General features: G+C 71.5%; 21 protein-coding genes. 17 read left to right on the forward strand and 4 right to left on the reverse strand.

What is annotated here, in order from left to right; all coding sequences use genetic code 11:
- The first annotated feature begins 96 nt into the window (after positions 1-96).
- From IE178_RS30585 to IE178_RS30595, 3 genes are all read left to right on the forward strand, one after another.
- Positions 97-519 carry an NsdA family TPR-like regulatory protein gene (locus IE178_RS30585; RefSeq protein WP_498370650.1) on the forward strand — a complete coding sequence of 141 codons (423 nt, stop codon included), beginning with the start codon at positions 97-99 and terminating at the stop codon, positions 517-519.
- Complete coding sequence (locus tag IE178_RS30590; protein ID WP_193514510.1) at positions 504-1043, forward strand: N-acetyltransferase; 540 nt, start codon at positions 504-506, stop codon at positions 1041-1043. Before IE178_RS30585 ends, IE178_RS30590 begins: the two co-directional genes overlap by 16 nt.
- 135 nt (positions 1044-1178) lie before the next feature.
- Positions 1179-1439: a hypothetical protein gene (locus tag IE178_RS30595; protein ID WP_184765882.1), complete on the forward strand. Its 261-nt coding sequence runs from the start codon at positions 1179-1181 to the stop codon at positions 1437-1439.
- Between the two features lie 87 nt (positions 1440-1526).
- Here IE178_RS30595 and IE178_RS30600 read toward each other — a convergent pair whose 3' ends face one another.
- A complete protein-coding gene (locus IE178_RS30600; RefSeq protein WP_438874424.1) occupies positions 1527-1739 on the reverse strand; it encodes a peptidoglycan-binding protein in 213 nt (70 codons plus the stop codon).
- A gap of 17 nt (positions 1740-1756) precedes the next feature.
- Here IE178_RS30600 and IE178_RS30605 point away from each other — a divergent pair, with 17 nt between their 5' ends.
- The 3 genes from IE178_RS30605 (at position 1757) to IE178_RS30615 (ending at position 4871) form a co-directional block, all read left to right on the forward strand.
- Positions 1757-3148 (forward strand): hypothetical protein, encoded by a 1392-nt coding sequence (locus IE178_RS30605; RefSeq protein ID WP_193514511.1) that lies wholly within the window; start codon positions 1757-1759, stop codon positions 3146-3148.
- A 142-nt stretch (positions 3149-3290) separates the two neighbouring features.
- Positions 3291-4199, forward strand: coding sequence for an ADP-ribosylglycohydrolase family protein (locus tag IE178_RS30610; protein WP_184765884.1), 909 nt, complete (start codon positions 3291-3293; stop codon positions 4197-4199).
- Between the two features lie 195 nt (positions 4200-4394).
- On the forward strand, positions 4395-4871 hold the full coding sequence (locus IE178_RS30615) for a hypothetical protein (protein WP_184765885.1): 477 nt from the start codon (positions 4395-4397) through the stop codon (positions 4869-4871).
- 310 nt (positions 4872-5181) lie between these two features.
- Here the strand turns inward: IE178_RS30615 and IE178_RS30620 are convergent, their stop codons facing one another.
- On the reverse strand, positions 5182-6729 hold the full coding sequence (locus IE178_RS30620; RefSeq protein ID WP_184765886.1) for an MFS transporter: 1548 nt from the start codon (positions 6727-6729) through the stop codon (positions 5182-5184).
- Between the two features lie 187 nt (positions 6730-6916).
- Between IE178_RS30620 and IE178_RS30625 the strand changes: the two genes are divergently transcribed.
- From IE178_RS30625 to IE178_RS30635, 3 genes are all read left to right on the forward strand, one after another.
- On the forward strand, positions 6917-7540 hold the full coding sequence (locus IE178_RS30625) for a TetR/AcrR family transcriptional regulator (protein ID WP_184765887.1): 624 nt from the start codon (positions 6917-6919) through the stop codon (positions 7538-7540).
- Between the two features lie 82 nt (positions 7541-7622).
- On the forward strand, positions 7623-8324 hold the full coding sequence (gene rnhB / locus IE178_RS30630; RefSeq protein WP_184765888.1) for a ribonuclease HII: 702 nt from the start codon (positions 7623-7625) through the stop codon (positions 8322-8324).
- Positions 8325-8391: 67 nt separating this feature from the next.
- On the forward strand, positions 8392-9003 hold the full coding sequence (locus IE178_RS30635; protein WP_193514512.1) for a hypothetical protein: 612 nt from the start codon (positions 8392-8394) through the stop codon (positions 9001-9003).
- A 225-nt stretch (positions 9004-9228) separates the two neighbouring features.
- On the opposite strand, the gene IE178_RS30640 is transcribed toward IE178_RS30635, so the two are convergent.
- Positions 9229-9843 carry a hypothetical protein gene (locus IE178_RS30640; RefSeq protein WP_184765890.1) on the reverse strand — a complete coding sequence of 205 codons (615 nt, stop codon included), beginning with the start codon at positions 9841-9843 and terminating at the stop codon, positions 9229-9231.
- A gap of 296 nt (positions 9844-10139) precedes the next feature.
- Between IE178_RS30640 and IE178_RS30645 the strand changes: the two genes are divergently transcribed.
- The 8 genes from IE178_RS30645 to IE178_RS30680 all read left to right on the forward strand — a co-directional run bounded on the left by IE178_RS30645 (position 10140) and on the right by IE178_RS30680 (position 23978).
- The gene (locus IE178_RS30645) at positions 10140-12299 is read left to right on the forward strand and encodes a RecQ family ATP-dependent DNA helicase (RefSeq protein WP_193514513.1); all 2160 of its coding nucleotides are present in this window, start codon (positions 10140-10142) and stop codon (positions 12297-12299) included.
- Positions 12300-12679: 380 nt separating this feature from the next.
- Positions 12680-14422 (forward strand): DUF4192 domain-containing protein, encoded by a 1743-nt coding sequence (locus IE178_RS30650; protein WP_193514514.1) that lies wholly within the window; start codon positions 12680-12682, stop codon positions 14420-14422.
- Between the two features lie 219 nt (positions 14423-14641).
- A complete protein-coding gene (locus IE178_RS30655) occupies positions 14642-16744 on the forward strand; it encodes a glycogen debranching N-terminal domain-containing protein (RefSeq protein ID WP_193514515.1) in 2103 nt (700 codons plus the stop codon).
- Between the two features lie 152 nt (positions 16745-16896).
- Positions 16897-17655 carry an NUDIX hydrolase gene (locus IE178_RS30660; protein WP_193514516.1) on the forward strand — a complete coding sequence of 253 codons (759 nt, stop codon included), beginning with the start codon at positions 16897-16899 and terminating at the stop codon, positions 17653-17655.
- Positions 17656-17762: 107 nt separating this feature from the next.
- The gene (locus IE178_RS30665) at positions 17763-19760 is read left to right on the forward strand and encodes an ABC transporter ATP-binding protein (RefSeq protein WP_193514517.1); all 1998 of its coding nucleotides are present in this window, start codon (positions 17763-17765) and stop codon (positions 19758-19760) included.
- A 163-nt stretch (positions 19761-19923) separates the two neighbouring features.
- Complete coding sequence (locus IE178_RS30670) at positions 19924-20811, forward strand: FadR/GntR family transcriptional regulator (protein ID WP_184765896.1); 888 nt, start codon at positions 19924-19926, stop codon at positions 20809-20811.
- Positions 20812-21236: 425 nt separating this feature from the next.
- A complete protein-coding gene (locus IE178_RS30675; protein ID WP_184765897.1) occupies positions 21237-22769 on the forward strand; it encodes an RNA polymerase sigma factor in 1533 nt (510 codons plus the stop codon).
- A 375-nt stretch (positions 22770-23144) separates the two neighbouring features.
- Positions 23145-23978 (forward strand): S1 family peptidase, encoded by an 834-nt coding sequence (locus IE178_RS30680; protein ID WP_193514518.1) that lies wholly within the window; start codon positions 23145-23147, stop codon positions 23976-23978.
- Positions 23979-24179: 201 nt separating this feature from the next.
- Here IE178_RS30680 and IE178_RS30685 read toward each other — a convergent pair whose 3' ends face one another.
- Positions 24180-24410 (reverse strand): DUF7455 domain-containing protein, encoded by a 231-nt coding sequence (locus IE178_RS30685; RefSeq protein WP_184765899.1) that lies wholly within the window; start codon positions 24408-24410, stop codon positions 24180-24182.
- Positions 24411-24479 lie beyond the last annotated feature (69 nt).

Here is a 24479-nt window from a genome sequence, read left to right on the forward strand (position 1 = left end):
ACGCCAGCCAGGCAGCGACCGAACCAGTGAACCTGAAACCACGTCAAACCGCCCTGACCTGCTAGTCAGCCACTCCCACGCAGCGGGGGAACCTCACTGGGGTACGCCCACGAAGCCCTGGAGAAGGTGTCTTTCGAAGAGCCCCGGCCGAGCTGGGTGGCCTTCTACGGGAGTGCCGAGCTGACCGCCATTACCGCGATCGTCCGGGACAGGATCGGAGACCCGGTCCGGGCTGAGGCCGCCTCCCACCGGGCTCTGGCCAGCATCCCCAAGCAGTTCCGCCGGAATCGCGCTCTGGCCACGGGACGGCTCTCCCTGGCCCAGCTCCACCAGCGGGACATCGATCAGGCGTGTGCCACCGCGTCCACGGTGTTCGACCTGATGGAGGGGTACCCCCTCCCGGGCCGGATGCGCTCCCTGCTCGGTGACTTCTACCGGGACTTGATCACCCTTGCGCCGGACGCCGGGACCGCACGAGAGTGGGGAGACCGCTTCCGATCCGAATGGAGCCGATCTTGAGTGCCGCTGATCTGGTCGTCCGCCGCTACACGCATGGCGACCTGCCGCAGATCCGCCAGACGCTGATCGACATCCATGCGGACGCCTACGCGGATGCGATGGATGACGAGTTCAACCAGCGCTTCCCCTGGTTCGTCGACCACTGGGGCGGCAACGCGGACTTCGACTGCGTAATCGCCTGGGGTGGCGACGAGGCGACGGCCTTCGCGTACGGCGCCCCGGCAGCCCCGGAGCGCGAGTGGTGGCGCGAACATGTGAAACCTGCCCCCGAGAAGTCCCGGACCTTCTCCTATTCGGAACTGGCAGTGCGGAAGAAGTATCGGAAGATGGGCATGGCTGAGCTGGTAAGCCGAGCTCTGCTGGGCGGGAGGGACGAGGACCTCGCGGTCCTGCTCGTCGACACGGAGCACCCCAAGGTCCAGGAACTGTACGAGTCCTGGGGCTTCCGGAAGGTCGGTGAACGCCAGCCGTTCCCGGACTCCCCGGTGTATGCGGTCATGCTGGCCGAGCTGCCGCTGAAGTAGTGGAAACGGTGTTTGGGCGACACCACCGCGGCGGACTTCGTCATCGACCTGGATGACTGACAACTGCCTTTCGGCCAACTGGGCCTGACGATACGCTGACCGCTCCTGTCGAGCCTGTAAGACCTGGAGGTCTGTATGGCTGATCAGCCCCTCAAGGCGCATTTCGCCGAGACCGTGACCCTGCCCGACGGCCGGAGGGTTCGCGTCAGTGCCTACCCCGACGGAAGTATCCGATTCCGGGTGGACGGCCTGCCCTACGTCCTCACCGAGGCGTACCTCAGCGGTAACCCCGAGAAGAACCAGGCGATCATGAAGATCTCCCCTGGCAAACAGGGCAGCAGTGCCTCGTACAACTACACGGAGTGGTTGGAGAGCAAGAACCAGAACCCCAGCTAGACACACGAAAACGCCCCCGATCTCCACGAGGGAGACCGGGGGCGTTGGCGTTCTCGCCAGAGAGACACCACGGGTGGGGTACGAGAGTCAGATCTTCGGGACCTTGAGCTTGGCCCACGAAGTGGGTCCTGGAGGCCACTTGGCACTCGATCCGGTGAATCCGCAGGACCTCTGCCAGGCCTCGTACGAGTCCACGTCGGCCTGACCGAGCACCGGGCCCGGACCGACCTTGTACCTTCCGCAGCCGACGGCCACCAGGCGCTTGCCCATGGCCGTGAAGATGGGCGAGGACTTGCCCATCGCGGGACGAAGGCCCTGTGAAGGGCGAGAGCCGCCTGGAGCCCGACGAGTGCGACTGCGTCGGCGGATGTGTAGGCCTTCACGAGGCCGACGGCCTGCACCTGGCGGTGTCCCGGTTCGTGGCCACGCGGTCCTATGACACGACCGGCGGCGACCTGAACGCTGCCGGATACCGCCGTAAGAGCGGTGCCCTGTGGGACTACGGATCCGTTCACAACCTTCTGAACTCGCGGGCCACTCTGGAAGCGGTCATCGTGCATCGCGGATCCCGGGACGTCGTCCTGGACAAGGCGGGGAGCCCCCGTTACGGGGCCGCCGTCGAGATCAAGCTGAAGCCGGTTCTCACCTCGCGGGAACTGGCGGCTCTTGCCGAGACGAAAGCACAGCGCCCTCGGCGTCGGACCCCGAAGACCTTCGTGTACACCCTGGGCGGTCGTATCGCGAGCCCGTGCGGTCTCGTGTACGTCGGGGCGGGGAAGTCCCGTCAGGGCGACCAGCACGGCCGCAGTCCCTTCAAGGCCATGCGCTGTAGCGGTGCCGGAAGCAAGATCCCTAAGGACAGGCGCTGCACCTGCCCGATCATCCGGGTAGAGCCGGTGGAGCGGGAGGCGTGGCGTCTCGTGCGGGAGTTCCTTGAGGACCCGGTGGAACTGGAGCGTCTGGCGACGGAGGCCCTGGCGAAGAGGACCGAGACCGGTGCCGACTTCGACAGCAGGCTGAAGGACCTGGGCAAGCGCATCGCCGAGCTGGAAGAGTCCATCGATCTCATGCTCATGGCCGCTACGCAGCAGGCGGCCTCCCGACGCCTGTCCCGGGCGGAGGCCGAGAAGTACGTCGCCAGGATGACCGCTCAGCCGAATGCCGATCTGGCGGACCTCCACAAACAGCGCATGGAGATCGAGAGCTGGAAAGAGACCAGCGTCGATGCCGAGGACACCGCGAAGCAGCTCGGCGCCCTGGCTGAGAAGGCGCGGGTCCGCCTTGCGGACAAGACGCTGGAGGAGCAGGCGGAGCTGTTCAATCTCCTGCGCGCCGAGATCGTGATCCTGGGCGAGGTGCCGTCGCGCCCGTCGGGACGCCCCTGCCGGGCGATGGCGTTCTTCGTCGAGCGCGGCCTGGACGTTCCGCTTCTCACGGATGTGGCGTGGGCGAAGGTGGAGGACATCGTGCCCAGGTTCTCGCCGCGTTACTCGTCGCGGGATGTACTGGCGGCCTTCCTGGAGAAGGCCCGCACCGGCGTGCCCTGGCGCGATCTGGGGACTTCAGTGCCCTACACGACCCTGATGAACCACTGGGTCAAGTGGGGGGCGACTGGTGGCCTGGAAGCCGTGATGGGGCGATTGGCCGGCTTTCCCGGGACGGCGCTGCCGGACCCGACAAGGTGGCGTTGCAGGTACGGTGCACGGTGATGCCGGAGCTGTTGCTGACGGAGCCCTCGGCACCGGATGGCAACGGTGCCCTTGCCTCCATCGACGGTTCAAACGGTGGCGAGATCCGGAACCGTACGGGATCACCGGATGACAGGGAGTCACCGGATAGAGTGGCAGGGCGATGACCACTGATTCCTCTTTCGCCGGGCGCATGGACCGCGCCCTGGCGAGCCTGCGCGGACTGTCGGTGGGGGACGCGCTCGGCTCGCAGTTCTTCGTGCCGGTGAACTACCCGCTGCTCAAGCGCCGCGAACTGCCTCCCGCACCCTGGCAGTGGACCGACGACACGGAGATGGCGTGCTCCGTCGTCGCCGTCCTGGCCACGCATCACCGGATCGACCAGGAGGCCCTCGCCCAGTCCTTCGCCCGGCATCAGGACTTCGACCGGGGGTACGGCCCCGCGGTCGGCCGGCTGCTGCGACTGGTCCGTGAGGGCGGTGACTGGCGCGAGCTCGCCGCCGCGCTCTTCAACGGACAGGGGTCATGGGGCAACGGCGCCGCGATGCGGATCGCGCCGCTCGGCGCCTGGTACGCGGACGACCCCGAGCAGGCCTCCCACCAGGCCGAGATCTCCGCCTACCCCACCCACCAGCATCGCGAGGCCGTGGTCGGTGCCATGGCCGTCGCCGCGGCAGCCGCGCTCGCCGCCGCCCCCGGTGGGCCGCCCGGTGCGGACGCCCTCCTCGGGGGTGTCATCGCGCTCGTGCCCGCGAGGAGCGCGGTCGGTGCCGGGCTGCGCCGGGCCCGGGACATGCTGGACTACGCAGACGCGGCCACCGTCGCGGCCGTGCTCGGCTGCGGACGGCGCACCACGGCGCATGACACCGTGCCCTTCGCGCTCTGGTCGGCAGCCCGGGCCCTCGGCGACTACGAACGGGCCTTCTGGACCACGGCGCAGGTGGGCGGGGACGTCGACACGACCTGCGCGATCGTGGGCGGGGTGGTCGCGGCCGGTAAGGCGGGGTCGCCGCCCGCCGAGTGGGCCGACCGGGTCGAGCCGCTGCCTGACTGGATGCCGACCGCGGTCTGAGCTCGTCGTTCAAGGTTCCGGTCCGAAGAACCGGCGAGCGGCACCACGCCACGATGTCGGACGCGTCCTGGCGGCGGGGCATACGCCCGCCCAGCGCACCACAAGTCAGGAACAGAGCCACGCCGCACTGCATGACGCCACAGCTCAGCCCGCCCAGACGCATGGGCAAGATGAGCACATGCTCAACATGAGCACATGCTCAACGACGACAACGCGGGCTTCACTCTTCCGCGGGGAGCGTCGGGCTTCTTCCGCCCGAAGGACGGCCCGCTTCCCGAGACCGATCTTTCAACCTTTCGCACCGCGGTGTACGCAGCCGCCCGCGCTGTCGGAGGCAAGGTGGGTGAGCTGGAGGATCAGGCGTATCCGCGCACGTTTCACACCGCGACGGTCTTGGACGACACAGGCGAGTGCGTCATCCTGTGTCACGCCTACCACCCCTGGATCGCATTCGCTCAGGAACGCCGGGACTGGTACACCGAGGAGTTCCTGGCACCGCCACCTTGGGCCCACACCTTCGGTGACCTGGGATTCACAGTGCTGAATCGGGCCCAGCTCACTATGCCCCTCTCGGATGTCGACACCTCGGTCCTGACCCGGGTCGAGTGGCGCGCGGTTCGCGCCTACCGCATCACCACGTTGGGCGGAGTGCTCTTCAACTCCTGGGACTGACGAGAGATGGCCGTCAGACGACAGACTGATGCCGGCATCGAGAACTCTCTGTGTATCCCGGGAACTCTCCGTAACCGGCCGCTCGTTGTCGAAGCAGCCACTGTGTGAGGCATGAGGCCTCACACGTGTAGAGGGCGGCGTGCCAGAGCGTCGTCGGGAGGGGAGGGGGGTGATCGTGAAAAGGCTGTTCTTCGTTCCGCTCGCCCTGGGAGCCGTGGTGCTGCGGCTCGCGGGTCGGCCCGGCGCTTCCCGGCCGACGCCCGTGACGTCGGCCGGGAAACTGCCGGGCCGGATCCGCGGTGCCTCCTTCTCAGCCGATGCCGGGGCCGGCCGAGCCGGACAGCGCCTCCAGGTCGCTCTTGCGGACCCGGATGACCAACCAAGCGGTGGCCAGAGCGAGAACGGCCATCGCGGCAGCCGGGATGAAGGCCGTCGAGATGCCCTGTGCGAGCACCTCGTGGCCCCAGGGGGCGGGCAGTTGGTGCGTCTGGGCGAATTCCGCCTTCTGCTCCGGCGTCCCCTCGGCGAGGAAGTTCGCCATCTGCTTCTCGCCCTCGTCCCGGCCGGCCGTGCCGAACACCGTCGTCAGGAGGGCCAGGCCCACCGACCCGCCCACCTGCTGGGTCGCGTTGAGCAGGCCGGACGCCGCGCCGGCCTCGTGCTGGGCCACCCCGGAGACCGCGGTGAGCGTCAGCGTCACGAAGTTCAGGCCCATACCGAAGCCGAAGATCAGCATCGGGCCGAGGATGCCGCTGACATAGGAGCTGTCGGAGCTGATCAGCGCCTGCCAGGCCAGTCCGGTCGCGGCCAGCGCCGAACCGATGAGCATGAACGGCTTGGGGCCGAAGACGGGGAGGAACCGCTGCGACAGGCCCGCCCCGAGTGCGATCACCACCGTCACCGGCAGGAAGGCGAGACCGGCCTCGATCGGGCTGTATCCGAGCACGTTCTGCACGAAGAGAACGATGTAGAAGAACATGCCGAACATCGCCGCGGCCAGGCTGAGCATGATCACATACGTGCCCGAGCGGTTGCGGTCGGCGAACATCCGCAGCGGGGTGATCGGTTCCTTGGCCCGGGACTCGATCAGCGCGAAGGCCACCAGCAGGACCACGGCCGCCACGAAGGAGCCGATGGTCAGACTGTCCCGCCAGCCCTCCTCCGCCGCGCGGATGAAGCCGTAGACGAGGGAGGCCATACCGGCCGTCGAGGTCACCGCACCCGCGATGTCGAAACGGCCGGTGTGCCGCTCGGACTCGTTGATGTACATCGGCGTGAGGACGGCGATCAGCAGGCCGATCGGCACATTGACGAAGAGCACCCACCGCCAGTCGAGCCACTCCGTGAGCATGCCGCCGGCGAGCAGGCCGATGGCGCCGCCGCCCGCGGAGACCGCCGCGAAGACACCGAAGGCCCGATTGCGCTCGGGTCCCTCGGGGAACGTGGTGGTGATGAGCGCCAGCGAGGTGGGCGACGCGATCGCACCGCCCACGCCCTGCAGTACGCGCGCGGCCAGCAACTGCCACGGCTCCTGGGCGAACCCGCCGAGCAGCGAGGCGAGGGTGAACAGCAGGATGCCGGTCATGAAGACACGGCGGCGGCCGAGGATGTCGCCCGCCCGGCCGCCGAGCAGCAGCAGGCCACCGAAGGTCAGGGTGTACGCGCTGACCACCCAGGTGAGGTCGGTGGTGCTGAACTCGAGAGCGTTCTGGATGTGCGGCAGCGCGATGTTCACAATCGTCGCGTCGAGTACCACCATGAGTTGGCAGGCCGCGATGACGGTGAGCGCGATGCCGGGATGTCCGTCCCGGCGGGCCGCACCTGGCTTCCGGTCCTGAATCAAAGAAGAGGTTGTCACTATGGGTCCCCCACGAGTGCGTCAGTGAACGCTCGCGTTCACTGTTGCGTCAACGGTATGAGTCCCCGACAGTGAACGCAAGCGTTCACTTAATGTGGCGTCGCTCGGTGCGTCCCCCTCAGTCGCCGCGCGGCGCGTGCCACATCCCCGGAAATGCCCGCTTCCACTGCTCGTTGGAGAGAGTCAGATGGTTACTTCGAGCTGGGTGGCCGCCCAGGCTCAGACGGCCGCTTCCCGTCGCCGCGGTGCCGTGCTGGAACGCGCGATCCTCGATGCCGCCCTGGAGCAGCTCAGCACGGTCGGCTGGAGCGGCCTGACGATGGAGGGCGTCGCCGCGGCGGCCCAGACAGGAAAGGCCGCCGTCTACCGGCGCTGGCCGTCCAAGGAAGATCTGGTCGCGGATGCCCTGAGGGCCGGACTGCCGCGTTTCGACGCGGTACCGGACCTCGGGGGCGTGCGTGAGGATCTGCTGTACCTGTGCCGGCGGGCGCGCGACGCGATGTTCTCGCCGTCGGGATCCGCCGTGCGTTCGGTGATTTACGAATGTGATGCCGCGCAGGCGGAGAGCTTCCATGCCGTCATCTTCGAGGGTGTCGTGGAACCGACCATCAAGATGCTGCGCGAGGTGATTGAGCGGGGAATCGAGCGGGGAGAGGTGCGTGCCGACGCGGCGAACGGATATGTCTTCGACGCCATCCCGGCGATGATGATGTACCGCTCCAAGATGTGCGGCAGTGAATGGCTGGATGTCGATCTGGAGGAAATGATCGACCAGTTGATGGTTCCGCTGCTGCGGCAGGGCGGCTCCTGATCGGAGAGCGGGGGAGACGCCGACGTCACTCGGGGAACCGGGGTGTTGCGGGTCGTTCCCGGCGGCGTACGCTAAGGGCGCCATGCCGTACGAACCACCTACTCACACCGTCGAGCGCTCCCTTCGCGCCACGACCGGGGCGAAGATCATTGCAGGTGTCGACGAGGTGGGGCGCGGCGCGTGGGCCGGCCCTGTCACCGTCTGCGCGGCGATCACCGGACTGCGCCGGCCCCCGGACGGTCTCACCGACTCCAAGCTCCTCACCGTCAAACGGCGCACCGCGCTCGCCGAGGTGCTCGAGGGCTGGGTGACGTCCTACGCCCTGGGGCACGCCTCTCCCGAGGAGATCGACGACCTGGGGATGACGGCAGCCCTGCGGCTGGCGGCGGTGCGTGCGCTGGAGGAACTGCCGGTCCGTCCGGACGCGGTGATACTCGACGGCAAGCACGACTACCTCGGAACCCCCTGGAAGGTCCGCACGGTGATCAAGGGCGATCAGTCGTGCGTGGCCGTCGCGGCGGCCTCGGTGATCGCCAAGGTCCGGCGCGACAAAATGATGGCCGAACTGGGCATCGACCATGCAGACTTCGGTTTCGCGGACAACGCCGGGTATCCGTCTCCCGTGCACAAGGCCGCACTGGAGGTCCGGGGACCCACTCCGTACCACCGGTTGTCGTGGGCGTATCTTGATGCGCTGCCCCAGTGGCGGCACCTCAAGAAGGTCCGCAGCTGGACGGACGCGCGCGTTCCGGAAATCGAGGGTCAGCTCGGCTTCGACTTCTGACGAACCGCTCGCACTCATGTGCCACCCGCCGGTGCGAGCCGTACCAGTGTTTGATAAAAATCAGCTCATGCCTCTCATTCCCGAGGAGCCTCAGATTCACGAGAGTGCCCAGGGTCCCCGCGCCACGCCGGCCAGCGGCCGCACCGCGCCGACCCCCCGCCCCGTACCCGGTCCCCGCCCCGCGGCTCCGTCGCGTCCCGGCCGTCCCGGCCCGCCGCGGCCCGCGCCGCCGGTGCAGCGTGCGTCGCGCGACGCGGCCAAGCCCGGCCCGTCGGCGCCCGCCGCGGCCACCCCGCAGCTCCAGTTGATCCCGGCCTCGGCCCAGGGGGCGCTCGACGCCGCCGAAGAGGCCGTGGACCTGCTGCTGGACGCGGGCCGTGCCCCCAGCGACGTGCTGGTGATCACCACCGGCGAGCCGCACCCGTGGGCCACCCACGAACTGTCCTTCGGTGAAGCCTCCTACTGGGCCCAGCACGACGCCGGCGACGACGTCTTCTACACGGACGCCCAGGTCGCGGACCGTGTCGGCGTGCGGCCCGTCGTCGTGGTCGCCGTCAACGGCGGTCCGGAGTCCGTGGCCGCCTCCGCCCTGTCGGTGGCTCAGGCCCGGGCCGGCGCCCTGCTGATCGTCTGCGGCGACCCGCAGTGGGTCAACTCGGTGCTGGGCGCGGGCGTCTGAGCCGACACCACGGCGTCCGGACGGACGCCGAAGGGACGTGAGCGCCGCGGTCGCGGCGTCCGCACGGTCGGCGACTCGGCGTGCCCGGGGCCGGAGGTGCCGTAGTGCGGGTGTCTCGGCCGCCCTGCCCGTGCCGGGCCGGCCCGACGTCGTGTGCGGCGGACGCGTTGTGCCGTTCCGCGACCCGAGCCACACATGGGGGACCGGGGCGGCACGGGTGTGACGTCAGCGTGCCGCCGCGCGGCGCAGAACCTCCGATGCGGCGCCGCCGGTGCGCGGGATCCGGGGCGGTGCCTCGGACGTGGCGAACGGCTCCGGGGCCGAGCCGGCACTGGGGTGGCGGCCACCACGCCCCTCGCCGAGCACCTGCCAGCCGTCACGGGTCAGCGTGATGTACGCCCCGCAGCGCAGCCCGTGCAGGGTGCAGGCGTCCCGCAGCCCCCACATCCACGCGCCGTCCTCCTCCGTCCAACGCGCGTCGCCGTCACGGCAGTAGAGCAGCACGGCGGTGCGCACCGGTGTGCGGCGCCTCAGGTCGTGCGGGATGACCCGGCGCAACTGGGCCAGCAGCGCGTTGCGGAGCATCCAGCCGTCCGCCGACGCGCTGCGTCGGGTGAACGAAGCGCTCGCCCGCAGCCGCTCGTCCGGGTCGAGCACGGCGACGACCGCCGTCGCCGGCCCGGGACGGTGCCGGGCGTGCAGGCCGCTGACGACCTCGCGCGGACTGCGCAGCAGCGGGATTCCCGCGGCGGCCCACTCCGCGGGTTCGAGCACGCGGTTGGCGGAAGCGGCGGGCGTCGACAGCGATGCCGCCGAGGACGGAGCGAATCCGAAGGTCACGGTCCTCCCTTCGGCTACGCCCAGACTACGGGCGGGGTCGGATTCGGGGGAGCGCGCACGCAACGGAGCCCAACCTGATCGGCGGGGCGTGCCGTGCGGGTGCGGACTTCAATTCTTCCTGTCGAACTGGGATGCGGCAACGAGCAATTGGGACAGCAGACCGATATCGGATGTTCCACGGCTAATATCCCCACCCGTTGGGTACGGCGAACCCTCGGCCCCGCCGATGGGGGGCGAGGCGGGTGTCACGTGCGGTGAAGTGGCCGATTGTCCCTGTCATCGGGTTGCATGGGGGCATGGACGACCTGGAGCTGCGTACCGAAGCCGATGCCATCCTCGCCGAGCTCGTCGGTGCCCCGGCGGGTGCGGCCCGGTTGCGGGAGGATCAGTGGCAGGCCGTGGCGGCTCTGGTGCGGGAGCGCCGGCGCGCGCTGGTGGTGCAGCGCACCGGCTGGGGCAAGTCGGCGGTGTACTTCGTCGCCACCGCCCTGCTGCGCCGACGCGGCTCGGGCCCGACGGTGATCGTCTCGCCGTTGCTGGCGCTGATGCGTAACCAGGTCGAGTCGGCGGCGCGGGCCGGTATCCGGGCGCGCACGATCAACTCGGCCAATCCCGAGGAATGGGAGTCGATCCACGGAGAGGTCGAGCGTGGTGAGACCGACATTCTCCTCGTCAGTCCGGAACGCCTCAATTCCGTGGATTTCCGCGAGCAGTTGCTGCCCCGGCTCGCGGCCACGACCGGTCTCCTGGTGGTCGACGAGGCGCACTGCATTTCCGATTGGGGCCACGACTTCCGCCCCGACTACAGGCGGCTGCGGGCGATGCTCGCCGAGCTCGCCCCCGGCGTGCCGGTGCTGGCCACCACCGCCACGGCCAATGCGCGGGTCACCGCGGACGTGGCCGAGCAGCTGGGCACCGGCGTGGGTGAGGCCCTGGTGCTGCGCGGCCCGCTCGAGCGCGAGAGCCTGCGGCTGGGGGTGGTGCGGCTGCCGGACGCCGCGCATCGCCTGGCCTGGCTCGCCGAGCATCTGAACGAGCTGCCGGGCTCGGGGATCATCTACACGCTCACGGTGGCCGCGGCCGAGGAAGCCACCGCCTTCCTGCGGCAGTGCGGCTTCGTGGTGGCCTCCTACACGGGGCGCACGGAGAACGCGGACCGGCTGCAGGCCGAGACCGACCTGTTGGAGAACCGGGTCAAGGCGCTGGTCGCGACATCGGCGCTGGGCATGGGCTTCGACAAGCCGGACCTGGGCTTCGTGGTCCATCTCGGCTCGCCGTCCTCGCCGATCGCCTACTACCAGCAGGTCGGCCGCGCGGGGCGTGGTGTGGCCCACGCCGATGTGCTGCTGCTGCCCGGCAGGGAGGACGAGGCCGTCTGGCGCTACTTCGCCGACACCGCCTTCCCGCCCGAGGCGCAGGTCCGCCAGACCCTGACGGCCCTCGCCGACGCGGGCCGGCCGCTGTCCGTGCCGGCCCTGGAGGCGGTGGTGGATCTCCGGCGCACCCGTCTGGAGACCATGCTGAAGGTGCTCGACGTGGACGGGGCGGTCAAGCGGGTGAAGGGCGGCTGGATCTCCACCGGCGAGCAGTGGGCCTACGACTCCGAGCGGTACGCCCGGGTCGCCCGGCAGCGCGCGGCCGAGCAACAGGCCATGCGCGACTACGTGGGCACGTCCGGGTGCCGGATGGAGTTCCTGCGCCGGCAACTGGACGACGAGGGCGCGGCCCCGTGCGGGCGTTGTGACAACTGCGCGGGGGCCTGGACCGATTCCTTCGTTTCGGCCGAGGCGTTGACGGGAGCGACGAAGGAACTCGACCGCCCGGGCGTGGAGGTCGAGCCGCGCCGGATGTGGCCGACGGGAATGCCCGCGCTGGGCGTCGACCTCAAGGGACGTATCCCGGCCAAGGAGCAGTGCTCCACCGGGCGTGCCCTGGGCCGGCTGTCGGACATCGGCTGGGGCAACCGGCTGCGCCCGCTGCTGGCCGAGAACGCGCCCGACGCCCCGGTTCCCGACGACGTGCTCCAGGCCGCGGTGGCCGTCCTCGCCGACTGGGCACGCTCTCCCGGCGGCTGGGCGTCGAACGACCCGGAGGCCGCCGCCCGGCCGGTGGGAGTCGTCGCCGTGCCGTCCCTGGCCCGCCCGCAGCTGGTCGGTTCGCTCGCCCAGGGGATCGCGGCCATCGGCCGTCTCCCCTTCCTGGGCACCTTGACGTACACCGGGTCGGGCGGGGCGCACGCGGCGCGCCGCAGCAACTCCGCCCAGCGACTCAGGGCGCTGTCGGGCGCCTTCACGGTCTCCGAGGAACTGGCCGGCGCCCTGGCGCGCTCGCCCGGCCCCGTCCTGCTCGTGGATGACTTCACCGACTCGGGCTGGACCCTCGCGGTCGCCGCCCGCATGATCCGCCGGGCGGGCGGCGCGGACGTCCTGCCGCTGGTCCTCGCTTCGGCAGGCTGAGCCTCCCCGTCCCCTGGGTGTGCTGCCCGGCCGAGGCGTGAGGAGCGCCCCCGCGAGCCCGGGGACCGGCCGGCACGGCGTGCCGCGCACGCCGGCCGGCCCCGAGGTCGTGCTCACGAACCCCGTGTGGGCGTCAGGCGCGGGCCGCCCAGGCGGAGGGACGGCAGGTCCCGGGTGTTCACTCCGGGGCAGTCGCACCATGCGGTCGCGTCGACCGGGCCACGAACCCTTCCTGCCGGTGCTCGGCGGGGACGCCCGGTCGAGCGTCCCGCGAGTGCGGCCGTCGATCTCCGGGCACGCCCCGACATCAGTGGCATGTCCCTGATCGGACTTATCCACAGGGTGAAGCGGAATGTCGCAATCCGAGAGATCGTCTTCGCATGACGAACCACAGCGAGACGACCGGACACCCCGACAACAGTGGCATCCCCGGGCGCGACGGGCATGAGCGTGCCGGCACCCCGCAGCCGGACGAATGCGCGGGCCGCCCCGAGTCCACCGATCCCTCGGCGAACGGCGGCGGGAAGGACCGCGCGCCGCGCCCGGAGAACCCCACCTGCACCGCGTACGACAGCCACGGCGACGAACAGCAGGTCACCCTGCGCAGCCCCGCCGAGCTCGCCGACGCCCTGCCCTACCTGCTCGGTTACCGCCCCGAGGACAGCATCGTGCTGGTCGCCCTGCACGAAAAGGACGGGAAGGGCCGGTTCGGCGGCCGTGCCCGGCTCGGTATCCCCGCCCACGCGGACGACTGGCCCTCCGCCGCCCGTCAGCTGGTCCACGGCCTGGTGAAGGGCAGCGAGCGCCGGGGCACCCGCCCCCAGCAGATGGTCGTCTTCCTCTGCCACGAGCCGGGCCGGGGCGAAACCGGCCGACAGGTCAAGGAACGGCTGGGGCCCCTCGCCCACACGCTGCGCCTGGAGTGCGGTGCCCTGGACATCCCGGTGGTGGAGGCGCTGTGCATCTCGGACGGCCGCTTCTGGTCGTACTGCTGTGACGACCAGGGCTGCTGCCCGGCCGAGGGGACACCGATGGGCCTGCCCGGCACCTCGGTCCTGGCCGCCGCCGCCACGTACGCCGGACTCCAGGTCCGCGGCACCCTGCGCGAGCTGCGCGCCAGGCTCCTGCCGTGGGAGCACTCCGCCGCCGTCGAACAGGAGGTCGCCCTGGACGCCGCCGGCATGACGCTCGTCCCCAAGATCCTCGACGCGGCGGGCCGGCACGAGGTCGCCGAGGAGACACTGGGGCTGGCCCAGCGGATCATGGGCCGCTTCGCCGAGGCACCGCCCGCCCCCGGCACGCTTCCGGCGGATCTGCGGGACGACGAACTGCTCGGCCACGACGAGGCCGCGACGTTGATCCTCGGCCTCCAGGACCGCACCACCCGCGACCGCGCGGCCGAGTGGATGGAGGGCGACGAGGCCGGCCCGGCCCTTCGCCTGTGGCGGGCCCTGGCGCGCCGTTGCGTCGGACCGTACGGCGAACACGCCGCGGCACCCCTCACGCTCGCCGGGTGGGTCGCCTGGTCGGCCGGTGACGAACTGGAAGCCCGCGAGGCACTCGCCATGGCGCTGGGAGCAGACCCGGACTACCTCTTCGCCCGTCTGCTGCACCAGGCGTGCAACGAGGGCCTCGACCCCGAGTCCATCCGCCGGTGCCTGCGAACGGAACGCGAGGGCCGCGGGAAGGGGACGCCCGACGAGCCGGCCGGGGGAAGCGAGTTGCGCGAGGAGGGCGATGACGAGCCGCCGGCCGTCGAACCCGCGGTTCCCTGCCCGCGGGCGGCCCCCTTGCCCCGCCGATGCCGCACGCGTGCGTCAGGTACCGGCAGCGACAGCGGCTCCCCTCGCCAGACGCGGACGGAGGCAGACCGGCCGAGCGGGCGGCTCCCGTATCCGCGTGCGTCGGCGGGCGGCACACGCCCCGGAGGCGGCGCGCCGGGCGGTGCACGCCCGAGCGCCGGCGACGAGCGAGGGACCCGCCCCGGCGGCGCGCGTCCCGGCGGGGCGCGTCCGGGCACGTCGCGTCCGGGCACGGTGGGTCCGGGCACCGGGCGTCGGCGCGGTGTCTCGCGGGGCGGCGCGACACAGGCCGGTCGGCAGACCGGTGACGGGGAGGAGTGAGCCGTGGTGATCACGGCGGCGAGGGCGGCGGGGCGGACAGGGGCCGTGGCGCGCGGCCACGAGGGTGGCGGGCCTGGCCGTGACCAGGAGGCGGCCGGGGCCGTTCACCTGAGTGGCGGAACGGCCGGACGGGTCGTGACGCCGAATCGCACCCGCCCGGTCGAAGCCTGTCGGCTCCGGGCCCACCCGAGGCACACAGAGCGCAGAGAAAGCCCTCCCATGCACCAGCAGGCTCCGCCCTCCCTTGCCGACGACCTTGCCGCAGCCCTGGTGGACGCCCCCCGCGCCGACCGCGTCCCTCGCCCCACCGCCGTCGCCCCGCGCGCTCCGCGTTCACCGCAGCGGGAGCACCACCCTGCCCGTCACCGGCTCGCCGAGCTGCCGCCCACGCACACCCTCCTGATCTGCGTCGCCCTTCCCGGCCTCGCCATCTCGGCGGAACAGGGGCAGCAGACGGGCAGCGGGCTGGAAGGGTTCTACCGCGCGGGACGGCGCCTCCTGTCCCGGTGCCAGGTCCGTGTCGCCGGGCGGGAACCGCTCGCGGTCCAGGCCCGGATGCAGGCCGCCGACCGAGCCCGTTTCGTGGGAACGCTGCGCGTGTCCCCGCAAGGACGCGGCCCGGACCCGGACGTGGTCGTCGAGCGGACGCGCTGCGCCGACGGCACGGAACGGATCACGCTCCACAGCGCGGCCCTGCGTCCGTTGCGCCTGCCGCTCGAGGTGGCCCTGGGCACCGATCTCGCCACCCTCGGGGCGATCGCCTCGGGCCGTGCGGGGCCCGAACTGCCCGCCGTCGTCCGCGACGGCGGCCTGCGCTGGTCGGGTGCCGAGGGGAGCGTGTCGGTCACGGCCGCACCGCCGCCCACCGAGGCGCTGGCCTCGGCCGGGCTGCTGCGATGGGAGTTCGACCTCCCCCCGGGTGGCAGCGCGAGCGTCGAGTTGCGGGTACGGCCGGACGGATCGGCACCGCTGCGTGCCGTGGGCAGCGCCGCCACCAGCCCGCTCGCCCCGGCGTGTGCGACGGGAGACGACCCCCGGGTCCCCGCCCTGCTGCGGACGAGCGTCGACGACCTCCGGGCCCTTCTGCTGCGGGACGCGGCGCACCCCGCCGACCTCCACCTCGCGGCCGGCGTGCCCTGGCGCTGCGGACTCGCCCCGGCGGAGGCCCTCGCCGCGGCCCGGATGGCACTGCCCCTCGGCACCGGTCTCGCCGCGGGCACCCTGCGCACGCTCGCCCGCACCCAGATCGCCGGACCCGGACCGAAGTCCGGCATGATCCCCGGCCCCCGCCGCGACGCCGGCCCGCATCTGCCCCCCGGCTGCACGGGAACGGAGGCCACGCTGCTCTTCCCCGTCCTCCTGGCCGAGGCCCGCCGCTGGGGGCTCCCCGAACGCGAGACCGAGGAACTGCTCCCGGCCGCCGAACGGTGTCTGACCTGGCTGCGGACCACGGTGGGTGACGGAGTCTATCTGCCCGACCCGCAACCCGGCGGGGCCGTCCGCTGTGAGACACAGGCCCACGCCCACAGGGCGGCGCTGCTCGGAGCCGACCTGCTCGACGCGTACGGCAGACCGGGCGGCACCGGACTGCGGCAGTGGGCGCAGGCGTTGCGCGGGGCGTTCCGCGACGATTTCTGGATCGACGACCTGCGGGGAGACCGGCCGGCGGCAGCCCGCGCCCCGGACGGTCGCCTCGTCCCCCATCTGGGCGCCCCGGTCGCGCACCTCCTCGACACCGGACTGCTGGGCGGGGGCGGCCTCGCGCCGGGCCTCCTCGACCAGGTGCGCACCGAGCGGCTGGCCCGGCTGCTGGGCGGCCCCGACCTGGATTCGGGCTGGGGGCTGCGCGGACTGGGCGTGAAGGAAGCGGGCCACAACCCGTTCGGTCACCGCACCGGCGCCGTGCGGGTCCACGAGACGGCGCTCGCCGTCGCGGGACTCGCCGCCGCCGGCTACGAGAAGGAGGCGGCGTCGCTGCTGCGGGGCGTTCTCGCGGCAGCCGAGGCCTTCGGCCACCGGCTGCCCGAGATGTACGCCGGAGAGCCGCGGACCGAAGGCGGCGCCCCGCTCCCGCACCCGGCGGCCTGCCGCCCCGCGGCCACGGCGGCGGCCTCCGCAGTCCTGCTGCTGACCACCCTCGCGGGGATCCGCCCCGACGCCCCGGCCCGAACGGTCACGCTGCGACCGGTGCGCAGCGCTCCCCTGGGGGAGGTCGTTCTCACGGGATTGCGCGTCGCGGGCGCCCCCTTCGCCGTACGGGTCGGCCGGCTCGGTCTCGCCATGGTCGAAGAAGCCGCCGACGGACTGCAGCTGGGGGTGTGACCTGGTGGAAGGGAGCCGCACAGGGCGAGCGGGCGGGTGCATGCGGAGACCGCGCGAGCGCGGTGAGAGCCGTGCCGAACCGAAGCGGATCAGCCATCGGTACGACCGGCGAGCGGAGTGTTTATCGTCAGGCAGACGACTATGATCGCGGCATGCCTTACGACCCGTCAGCCTTTCCACCCTTCGCCGTCACCGTGGATCTGGTCGTCCTGACCGTGCGCCGCCACGCTCTGTGTGCGCTCGCGGTACGCAGGGGCGAACCTCCGTTCCAGGGGCGCTGGGCACTCCCCGGCGGGTTTGTGCGGGCGGACGAGGATCTGGCGCAGGCCGCGGCCCGGGAACTGGCCGAGGAAACGGGGCTGCGGGTGCACGACCCGGCCGTCCCCGCCCAGGACAACGGCGCTCACCTGGAGCAGCTCGCCACCTACGGCGATCCCGGACGCGATCCCCGGATGCGTGTCGTCAGCGTCGCTCACCTGGCCCTCGCCCCCGACCTGCCCGCCCCGCGGGCGGGCGGTGACGCCAGCAACGCACGCTGGGCACCCGTCGGGGAACTGCTGCAGCAGGGCGGTTACGGCCGGGACGGAGAAGCGGCCGCGCCGCTCGCCTTCGATCACGCCCAGATCCTGTCGGACGGAGTGGAGCGCGCCCGCTCCAAGATCGAGTACTCGTCGCTGGCGACGGCCTTCTGCCCACCCGAGTTCACCGTGGGCGAGCTGCGCCGTGTCTACGAGGCGGTCTGGGGCGTGGGGCTCGACCCCCGCAACTTCCACCGCAAGGTGACGGGCACACCGGGCTTCCTGGTACCCACCGGTGGCACGACCACCCGGCAGGGCGGCCGTCCCGCCCAGCTCTTCAGGGCCGGCGGAGCCACCCTGCTGAACCCCCCGATGCTGCGCCCCGAGGTCTGACACGGGGGCGACCGGATCGACCGACGGGCCCGGCAGCCCGCACGCCCCGTCCGGCAGCGAGCCTTGGGTGCCCGAAAAACCCGATATGGCACGCTATCTTGCATCGGGTGATCCAGGCCATCGGACTGACCAGCAGCACCCGCAAAGAGCTCCCGCCCGCCGTCGACGACGTCTCCTTCGAGGCGCACGCTGGCCGCGTCACCGTGTTGCTCGGAGCACCGGGCGCCGGCAAGACGACGGCGCTCGGGCTCATGCTCGAACTCCAACGCGGCCGTGGCATCACCTACTTCAGAGGCCGCCCCCTGCACCGCATCCCCCATCCCGCCCGCGAAGTCGGCGTGTTGCTGGGCGCTGTGCCGGGGCACCCCGCCCGCACCGTCCGCGGGCACCTGCGCATGCTGTGCGCCGCCGCGGGAGTCCCGGGGCGCCGTGCCGACGAAGTCCTCGAAGCGGTGGGGCTCGTGAGCCTGCGCGACGAACGCCTGGGCACCCTGTCGCGTGGCATGGACCGCCGCCTGGGACTGGCCTGCGCGCTGCTGCCGGACCCGCACACACTCGTGCTCGACGACCCCGCGCGAGGCCTCTCCGTCCGGGAGAACCGTTGGCTGTACGGCATGCTCCGGGCGCACGCGGACCAGGGCGGCACGGTCCTGTGCACGACGGCCGACCCCAAGGAGGCCGCCCGTGTCGCGGATCGCGTGGTCACGCTGGAGTCGGGAAGACTCGTCGCCGACCAGGAGGCCGCGGACTTCTCGCGAACCCGGCTGCGCCCCCGCGTCGCCGTCCGCAGCCCGCATGCCGCCCGCCTTGCCGCGCTGCTCGCGCAGGAGGCCCGCGCCGCACAGCGGTCCGTGGAGGTCGTGCGGGAGGGCGGCAACCGCCTCTGCGTCTACGGCAGTACCTGCGCGGACGTCGGCGAGACCGCGTTCCGGAACGGCATCGTCGTCCACCAACTGGCGCACGAGGTCGCGGACATGGGTCCCGGCGCCGGGGTGACCGACCGGGCGGCGGACGACGAGGCGACCCCGGCCGACAGCACCGGACCTGGCGCCGACGAATCCGCGTCGTCCACCACGCGCCCACCGTCGCCCCCCGCCGGCGCACCGCGGCACGCGACGGCCGACCCGCAACCGGCCCCCGCCACCGAACCGCAGCGCCACCCCGGTGTTCCCGCCGGCGGCGCGGGCACACCCATGTCGGTGCCCCGCGACGGTAAAGCGCAGGAGGACTCCGCCGCCGAGGACGCCCGGCCGGCCGTCGGCGCCCGGTCGCGCCGGGCCAGGGGAAGGGCCGACACGGGGGACAGGCTGCCACCCCTCATCGCCGTCCGTCCCGCGCCCAGGCCCCTGCGCCCCCTGCGCTACGAGATCCGCCGCGCCACGGGCGTCCGCACGGGGTTCCTGATCGGGGCGGGTGTGCTCTTCGTGTCCGCGCTCACCGCCGTACTGCTGGCACGCGTCGGGCACACCCCGCAGCCGCGCCTGCTGGCCGCCTGGCCGAGGGAGTTGCCGCTGCCGCCCGCGGCGCTCGGCGCGGGGCTGCTCGGCGCGCTGGCCTTCGGTGACGAGTTCCGTCACCCCGCGCTGGCGGCGGACCGCGGCACCGTGCCCCGGAGGCTGGGGCTGCTGACCGCCAAACTCCTCGTCGCCTCGCTCACCGCACTGGTGCTGGCCGTCCTGACCGTCGGGTGCGATGCCGAAGTGCTCTATCTCGTCTACGGACGGGAGGTCGTCGAGGCTCCCGCCGACTGGCTCCCGCTGAGTGCCGGCTGGCTCGGGCTCGTGACGGGGTGCGCCTGTGCCGGCGTGCTGGCCGCGGGCGTGTTCCGGTCCACGACCGCAGGTCTCGCCGCGGTCGTCGCCGTGCCCCTGGTCGTCGTGCCCCTCGTGCGCAAGGCGACGGATGGGCCGTCGGTGCGCACCCCGGCACTGGTTTCGGCGCGGTCGCGTGACGGGCTGCCGTTCCGGTGGCCCTTCGGCGGTGAGCACCATCTCGACGCGGTGCTGCGGCTGGTCGCCCAACCCGTGGGAGGCGCCCTGGCGTTGTCGCTGGCGGCGCTGCTCTGCGCGTACCTGCTCACCAATCTGCGAAGCCGAGTCCGATGATGACCGTCCGTGAGCGCTTCGGACCGTCCTTGCCTGCAACTCCCAGCAGAAAGCCCATTTCTTTCCGATAAGGCGTCAATTGCGACGGGGTGAGCGATCACCCTTTCGTGTGCTTTTCACCAAAGACCTCAAGGGAGTTGGAAGCGGCGCCGACAAAGGATGCGTGAGTACCCTTGCGCACACCATGATGACCGCCGCCCGCTCCGCAGACTCCGGCCTCGCGAGCCCGGGCGAACTCGACCGCTACCCCTATGCCGAGGCGCCCGCCGCCGACCGCGTCGGGGCCCCCGTCTGGGAAAGCGCGGATCCGGAACTGGGCCGTGTGGGCCGGCGCGCCACGGGCAACCGCGGGCGCGGACTGCACGGCCAACTCGTCCAGCAGTTGGGTCAGATGATCGTTTCAGGGGACCTGGGGGCCGACCGCCCCCTGGTGCCCGAGGAGATCGGCCAGCGCTTCGAGGTCTCCCGCACCGTCGTCCGCGAGTCGCTCCGTGTCCTGGAGGCCAAGGGCCTGGTCAGCGCCCGGCCGAACGTCGGCACGCGCGTGCGCCCCGTCAGTGACTGGAATCTCCTCGATCCGGACATCATCGAGTGGCGGGCCTTCGGGCCGCAGCGGGACGACCAGCGCCGTGAGCTCAGCGAGCTCCGCTGGACGATCGAGCCGCTCGCCGCCCGCCTGGCGGCCGGCCACGGGCGGGAGGACGTCCAGCAGCGCCTGTCCGACATGGTGGAGATCATGGGCCACGCGCTGGGGCAGGGTGACGCTCTCACGTTCGCCCGCGCCGATGCCGAGTTCCACTCCGTGCTCATCCAGATCGCCGGCAACCGGATGCTGGAGCACCTCTCCGGGATCGTGTCCGCCGCGCTCCAGGTCTCGGGCGGTCCGGTCACGGGCTGTGAGCGGCCGAACGAGACATCGCTCGGGCACCACGGCCGGATCGTCGACGCCATCGCCGGCGGCGACGGCGCGGCGGCCGAGGCGGCCATGCGCCAACTTCTGACGGTCCACCCCGAGGTGGAACGTGTGGTGCCCGCCCCGCGCGAGCACTGACCGCGTTCCGCGGACGGCGCGGTCCGGCACGCCATCCCCCTCCTGTGGCGGCGCCCCACCGCTGAGCCGTCCCGCGTCGGACCCCGTGGGATCATCGACGATCCCGCGGGGTCCGACGGCAAGTCGGGCAGGCGAGATGTGAAGAGGTGACCTCACCGCCCCCGGTGGGTGCGTTTGTCTTGTCTGACCATTTATGGGTACTTACGGGGTGTGACTCGGGCCACGCGGATTGGGCGTAACGCTCCTGGGAAGAACGCGATGACCTAAGAGGTGACAGCCGCGGAAGGAATACGGACGCCGTTCATGGCGCTGTGCATCTTCCCGGCACCCGCCCGCGCCGTCGGCCCATCCGCAAGCCGGCGGTCGGCTCCTGTCCACTGTGGAAGGGGCCGGAAGCCGTTTTCCAACGTTCCGAGAGGTTGTTCGTGTCGGCCAGCACATCCCGTACGCTCCCGCCGGAGATCGCCGAGTCCGTCTCTGTCATGGCGCTCATTGAGCGGGGAAAGGCTGAGGGGCAGATCGCCGGCGATGACGTGCGTCGGGCCTTCGAAGCTGACCAGATTCCGGCCACTCAGTGGAAGAACGTACTGCGCAGCCTCAACCAGATCCTCGAGGAAGAGGGTGTGACGCTGATGGTCAGTGCCGCAGAGCCCAAGCGCACCCGAAAGAGCGTCGCAGCGAAGAGTCCCGCCAAGCGCACCGCCACCAAGACGGTCGCGGCCAAGACGGCGACCGTCCGGAAGACCACCGCCACCGCCGGGCCGACGGCGCCCGCCGGGGACCCCGCCGCCGAGGACGACGCGCCCGCCAGGAAGGCGGCTGCCAAGAAGACCGCCGCCAAGAAGGCGGCGCCCGCGAAGAAGACCACGGCCAAGAAGACGGCCGCCAAGAAGACCACGGCCAAGAAGGACGACGCCGAGCTGGTCGACGAGGAGGTCCTCGAGGAGACCAAGGCCGCGGAGGAGCCCGAGGGCGCCGAGAACGCCGGTTTCGTGCTCTCGGACGAGGACGAGGACGACGCGCCCGCCCAGCAGGTCGCCGCCGCCGGCGCCACCGCGGACCCGGTCAAGGACTACCTCAAGCAGATCGGCAAGGTGCCCCTCCTCAACGCCGAGCAGGAGGTCGAGCTCGCCAAGCGCATCGAGGCGGGTCTGTTCGCCGAGGACAAGCTGGCGAACTCCGACAAGCTGGCGCCGAAGCTCAAGCGCGAGCTGGAGATCATCGCCGAGGACGGGCGCCGCGCCAAGAACCACCTGCTGGAGGCCAACCTCCGGCTGGTGGTCTCCCTGGCCAAGCGCTACACCGGCCGCGGCATGCTCTTCCTGGACCTCATCCAGGAGGGCAACCTCGGTCTGATCCGCGCGGTGGAGAAGTTCGACTACACCAAGGGCTACAAGTTCTCCACGTATGCCACCTGGTGGATCCGCCAGGCGATCACCCGCGCGATGGCTGACCAGGCCCGCACCATCCGTATCCCGGTGCACATGGTCGAGGTCATCAACAAGCTGGCGCGTGTGCAGCGCCAGATGCTCCAGGACCTGGGCCGCGAGCCCACCCCGGAGGAGCTGGCCAAGGAGCTCGACATGACCCCCGAGAAGGTCATCGAGGTCCAGAAGTACGGCCGCGAGCCGATCTCCCTGCACACCCCGCTGGGCGAGGACGGCGACAGCGAGTTCGGTGACCTCATCGAGGACTCCGAGGCGGTCGTCCCGGCCGACGCGGTCAGCTTCACGCTGCTCCAGGAGCAGCTGCACTCCGTCCTCGACACCCTGTCCGAGCGCGAGGCGGGCGTCGTCTCCATGCGCTTCGGTCTCACCGACGGTCAGCCGAAGACCCTCGACGAGATCGGCAAGGTGTACGGCGTCACGCGCGAGCGCATCCGTCAGATCGAGTCGAAGACCATGTCGAAGCTGCGCCACCCGTCGCGCTCCCAGGTGCTGCGCGACTACCTCGACTGAGTCACATCACCACCTGGCGCCCCTGACCTGCTTTTTGCGGGCCGGGGGCGCTTCGTATGCGAGGCCGACGCGGGCGGCTGAGCCGGCGGGGAAGGGACTTCGCCGCAGCGCGTACGACCGGCACGGCAACAGGCACCAGGTGCGTCCCGGCACTCAGGCCGACCTGGCCGACGCCGCGCCGCAGCTGCTTCTGCACCTCGGACGGGACCACCTCGACTGGTCCGGGGCTGCCACGACGAACCTGCGTGCGCCCGTCCGTCAAGGCCCTGGGTCCCGTTGTCGGGAGCCGGGCCTCCATGCCGGCGCGCGGGTGCGGGCTCGGGTGGGCTCGCTCACTCTGGGTGTTTCAGGATCACCCCAGTGTGAGGAGCGCGCATGCGACGTCTTCTTGTCCGGGCGCTGGCCCGGCCGCTGGCCCTCGCGGCCGCCGGGACCGTCATACCGCTGGCCTCGGCTCTCCCGGCGGCCGCCGACAGCATCGTCGTGGGCGGTTTTCCCGTCGATGTGTCGGACAGTCCGTGGACGGTGGCCCTCTCCAGTCGTGACCGGTTCGGCGGTACGCGAGCGGGACAGTTCTGCGGGGGTGTGGCGGTCGGCCCGACTACCGTGCTCACCGCGGCCCACTGCATGGACGAGGAGGTGCTGGGGGCGACACCGGACCGCGTGCGGGATCTCAGGGTGATCACAGGGCGCACGGAACTGCTCTCGGACCGCGGCCGGGAGGTCGCCGTACGTGACGCCTGGGTGAACCCCGGCTACGACAGTGCCACCAACGTCGGTGACTTCGCCGTGCTCACCCTGGCCGAGCCGCTCCCCTCGAGCTCGGTCATAGCCATGGCGGGGACGGGAGACCCCGCCTACCGGGCAGGTACGACCGCCACGGTCTACGGGTGGGGGGACACCACGGGGTCCGGCGCCTATGCCGGAAGTCTCCACGCGGCGCGCGTACGGGTGCAGCCCGACGCGGTGTGCGAGAGCGCGTATCCGGGCGGTTCCGAGGGCACCTACCGCGCCGAGACGATGCTGTGCGCGGGGGAGGCGGCAGGGGGCCGTGACGCCTGTCAGGGGGACAGCGGCGGGCCGCTGGTGGCCCAGGGGCGGCTCATAGGCCTCGTGTCGTGGGGGGCAGGGTGCGGCTGGGCGGGCAGCCCAGGGGTGTATACACGTGTTTCCAAGATCCTGCGGGCCCTTGGGTGGCCGCAGGCCTGAAGGGGATCAGAAGCGCGGCTCCGGGTTCAGGGTCGGCCTGGGGGCTCGGGGTCGGTCCGGAGTGACCCGGGGTCGGAACGGAGGGATCCGGCCCGGTCCCGGGCGCGTCCGGGTAGGAAGAGACGGGCGGCTGCCTCTGCTTCGGAGGCAGCCGCCCGTTCGCCGGCCTGTGCCGGGCTGCTCGTCGTCGGACGCGAGGTGTCAGCGCTCTTCGTCGGAAGTGGTCGCCGGAGGGGCGGTCAGCCGCTCCGTCTCGTCCTGTATCTCAGCGGCGATCTTCTTGAGTTCCGGCTCGAACTTGCGGCCGTGGTGGGCGCAGAAGAGCAGTTCTCCGCCGCTCAGCAGGACGACGCGCAGGTATGCCTGGGCGCCGCAGCGGTCGCAGCGATCGGCGGCCGTCAGTGGGCTCGCGGGGGTCAGAACAGTAGTCACGTCGCCTCTTCTCTAGCTCGACGAGCTGTCGTACCAGGGTCAACATCCAACCAGCCCCAAAACGTTCCC

Source organism: Streptomyces griseoloalbus (assembly GCA_014650015.1).
In the GTDB taxonomy this organism is placed as follows: Bacteria; Actinomycetota; Actinomycetes; order Streptomycetales; family Streptomycetaceae; genus Streptomyces; species Streptomyces griseoloalbus.